Raw genomic sequence first — 3577 nt, 5'->3', positions numbered from 1 at the left:
CAGTGGTTGTAGTTACTCATAATAGTACGGTTGGGGGCTCGGTTGGTGCTGATTACCTACTGTATGCGAGAAAGGAACTAGAAGACGGCAACATAGTTTATAGGCTTTATTCTGGATACCCCACGGACAAGAAGCTGTCTTCAATAGACGGGAGATCGATAAATAGTCACGAAATAGTAATGGATTCACTCGAAGCGGGTTTGGATGCATATGACAGCAGGAGGCAAGGATATGAAGCTATTAAGCATTGAGAACAACTTGGGCTTTTATCTTGGCGAATCGGGTCAATACAACCCGGTCGACAAGATGAGAGTGGACTCGATAAATGAGGGAATGCTGGCCAAGAAAAATACAGGGGCTATGGATAATGACCGGTGCGTCCGTGCGAGAGGCCGAGACGAGTAAGGATTCGAGCGATGCTTCTGAGGGAGGGTAATGGACGGACCCCCATGGATTCCATTTCCTGGCGTATGGCATTGGCCCCGTGGGTGCGGCCCCGGTTATAGCGGTTGAGCCTCACCATTGCGACGATTTCCTCGATTTCCACCTTGCTGAAAGAAGTGCTGTCCATAGGCATTGATGACGCTCATAATAACGGTGGGGGCCCGGCAGCCCCCCTTGATTAATAGGTTTAAGTATGAGCCGATCACGGCTAAGACGCTTTGGTTCGGCGAGGTTTTGCAGGCGCTGGGGAAAACAGTTCAAAGTAAAGAGATTCGTCGAGTCGAGGCAGATTTCGTTCGGCGGCGGCGGCGAGCATATCGGCTGCCGTATGGTTGAGGACGCGCAAGTTGTTTAAGGAATGCGCAGCCAGGGTTCGGATCAGCTCTGGTGTCATCAGTTGGGGATGTCCGGCCTGTTCGAGGGCGAAGCTGAGGTATTCCTGGAGCTGTTCCGGAGAAAGGGGAGTCATGTGAAGTCGGGCGCGGATACGGCTGCCCAGGGGCAACAGTTCAGGTGTGCGGAACCGATCCGGCAGACGTCCGTCTCCGCACAGGATGGTAAACAGGAGGCTATCCGAGTCGAAGCAGACGCTTTGGAGCAATCGCAGTTCGGTCAGGCAAGGCGATGAGACTTCCTGCGCTTCGTCGATGAGCAGGATGGGGCGCGCCAGCGTGGAGAGACAGTGAGCTTTCCATTTTGCGCGCAAGGCCGTGAAGCTGCCATAGCGATTCAAGGGGGTCAAGCCGACGCCGAAGAGTTCACCCAGCTCCCGGTAGAAGTCGGCGAGGTGGCTTTGTGGTCGTTCCATGACGCCGACGGTAATATCCGGCATTTTGCTGAGGCGTTGAGCGATCCATTGGAGGGTTTTGCTTTTGCCCTGTCCGGGGTCCCCGGTGATTAAGGCAAAACCTCCTTGTGGTACCAGCGCTTGGACGCGATGGGCGAAGATTTCTGCTTCGGGCGTCACCCACAGGGCATCGGTGGGCAGGTTGGGTAAAAAGGGATTGTATTTGAGGCCGTAAAGGGCGCGGATGTTTTTATCGGTCATGATCACATTCCTCCTTTGGCAGGTAAGCCGGCGGCAGCCCGGTGGCGGCATAATCGGCGAGCCATTTTTGCAATAGGGCCGGCTGATCGCTTCTAAGGTTGGCGGCGGTAGTGGTTTCCGGCGTCCCGATGGTTCGGCGCAGCCCGGAGGCGTTTTTGGTTTTGTCCTGAGGCAACAGGCGTGCTAACGGTCCACCGGTTTTGGGATCTGTCAGGGTCATCTGGCTTTTATCCCAACCCGGCGAGCGCAGCGTCACCGAGTGCAGGTGACCGAATCGCGGGGGCAGTTCGTAGCGTACGCCTTCGACCACGACGGTGGCGTCACTGCGGCGGGGAGTGCGGATGATCTGACGGGTAAAGGCCAGGCGCAGGGTATCGGCGTCCGGCGCCCGTCGTCCCACATCCGGGCCATCGAGCATCCGCTGCAAGGGTGTGGCGCCGATTTCACGGTGCTGGTTTCTGTGGTAGTCCTGCTCGACCCAGGCCTGAGCGGCGTGGTTGATAAAAGACAACTTGAGATTTTCGATTCCACGGAGCATCTCGATCAGGCGGCCTTCCAGTTGCGCCCAGAAGACCTCCTGCTTGCCGTTCTGGTAAGGCGAGTAGGGCAAGGTGGTTTCGTGGACAACCCCAAGGCGCAGCAGACCCTGGCGGGTTTCCTCGGCTAACATGGCCGATCCGTTGTCCGTCATCAAGGCCCGCGGCAGTCCGCGTTTCATGATGGCCTGGGTAAGCCCGTGAACCAGGCACTCGGCGGTCTCGGCCAGATAGAACTGTAAGTGGCAGCACAGTCTTGAGCGATCATCGAGGATGGCAAGGGCGATCGGATGATACCAGTTCCCGGATTCATCTAACAGTTTTATCTTGGCTTGGTGGAAATCCAGGTGCCAGAGGGCGTGGACGTAGGACGCCTCGTAGCTTCTCACCTCACGCTGCTCTCGTCGCCGCTGCGCCCGGCTCTGGCCCTCTGTTGGTTGGGATGGTCCCAAACGTCGCGTCCAGCCGTTTTCTCTCATGCAGCGCAGAACGGTCTTGTAGCTGGGCAGCGGGATCAACTGAGGTTGCTGCCCGGTTAGGGCGACCAGGTTGTCGTAGTGCAACTGAACGGTCCAGCGCGGATAGTCATGATACTGGGACGCGATGGCAGCTTTGAGTGGTTCGCCTATCGCCCAGCGCCGACCGGCATCGGCCCGAAGTTTTTGCCCCAGGGCGGTGATTGGATCCGGCGCATCCTTGGCTTGATAGTACCAACGTTCGATGGTCGAAAAACCCGGGCTGATCTGCCTGTCAGGGGCAAGGGGGTGCTGGTAGTTTTTTTCGGTCAGCGCCTGTAGCTCCTGCTGCAGTTGGCCGCTTGCCGGTGGACTGGACAAAAGACCGCCAATCACGGCAAAACGGAACTGTGCCCAGTGTTGCCACCGGGGCATCTTTGGATCACTCATCGGATCTTATCTCCTTTGGATTCGCTTCTTCGTCCTCCACCATGGAGGATCACGGCGTCGAACCCGTTGATAGCCCCTATAACTGATCCATTCCTTTTAAACAGCCGCACATCTTTTGCGTGAGAGCTTGGCGGATAACGGCTCCCTCAAAAATCGAGACCTTACAGACCGACGAGCGATTGCAAGCAAGCCGCCAAACCCAGTTCAGGATCTCCACGGGCTTTCACAAAACGTTCGATCATGCCCCTGGGCAACTCATGCTCGGCCACCGGCGGCATCAGTCTGCCCGACAGTCGCCGCCAAGCCTGACTGCATGGAAATATCTGCCGGAAGTAGCTCAGCCAACGGGTCAATGTCGGGCGCGTCACACCAAAAAGCGCCTTGAGCTTCTCAACCGTATAGCCATGATCCCGACCCTGGCGCAGCGCCGTGACCACCAGCAGCACCGACGCCCAATAAACACGGCGCCCCCAAAACAATACCGATGGCGGCAACACCCGTCGCCGGCAACCTTCCTTTCCGCAGCACAAACTCAAGCGGATTGCGTAGGCCTCGTCAAGATCAGGAGGACCTCCCCGAGGCTTACGCAGATATGTGGCGTAATGCAGAGGACCCCCACAGTAGGGCAGTGGTTGAACCGAACA

The 3577-nt window shown here is 57.3% G+C and carries 4 protein-coding genes and 1 pseudogene; 1 reads left to right on the top strand and 4 read right to left on the bottom strand.

Annotated elements, in window-relative coordinates; genetic code table 11:
* The coding region (locus tag WC600_18975) for a histidinol-phosphatase (GenBank protein MFA4904813.1) at positions 1–251 on the top strand (251 nt) is incomplete at its 5' end.
* Between the two features lie 113 nt (positions 252–364).
* Here the strand turns inward: WC600_18975 and WC600_18970 are convergent.
* From WC600_18970 to WC600_18955, 4 genes and pseudogenes are all read right to left on the bottom strand, one after another.
* Positions 365–544: pseudogene (locus WC600_18970) on the bottom strand (IS481 family transposase).
* Between the two features lie 108 nt (positions 545–652).
* Entirely contained in the window at positions 653–1492 is an 840-nt protein-coding gene (locus tag WC600_18965) for an ATP-binding protein (protein ID MFA4904812.1), read from the bottom strand.
* Positions 1482–2933 (bottom strand): DDE-type integrase/transposase/recombinase, encoded by a 1452-nt coding sequence (locus WC600_18960; protein ID MFA4904811.1) that lies wholly within the window; start codon positions 2931–2933, stop codon positions 1482–1484. The genes WC600_18965 and WC600_18960 overlap by 11 nt, the downstream gene beginning before the upstream one ends.
* 161 nt (positions 2934–3094) lie before the next feature.
* Positions 3095–3430 (bottom strand): hypothetical protein, encoded by a 336-nt coding sequence (locus WC600_18955; protein ID MFA4904810.1) that lies wholly within the window; start codon positions 3428–3430, stop codon positions 3095–3097.
* Positions 3431–3577: the final 147 nt, after the last annotated feature.

Source organism: Desulfobaccales bacterium (assembly GCA_041648175.1).
Lineage (GTDB): Bacteria > Desulfobacterota > Desulfobaccia > Desulfobaccales > 0-14-0-80-60-11 > 0-14-0-80-60-11.
The sequence above is the reverse complement of the archived record's forward strand: the minus strand, read 5'-3'. Positions and strand labels throughout refer to the sequence as shown.

Coding starts and splice junctions, on each gene's coding strand:
- WC600_18965 (MFA4904812.1), bottom strand. CDS start 1,492: ATGACCGATAAAAACATCCGCGCCCTTTACGGCCTCAAATACAATCCC.
- WC600_18960 (MFA4904811.1), bottom strand. CDS start 2,933: ATGAGTGATCCAAAGATGCCCCGGTGGCAACACTGGGCACAGTTCCGT.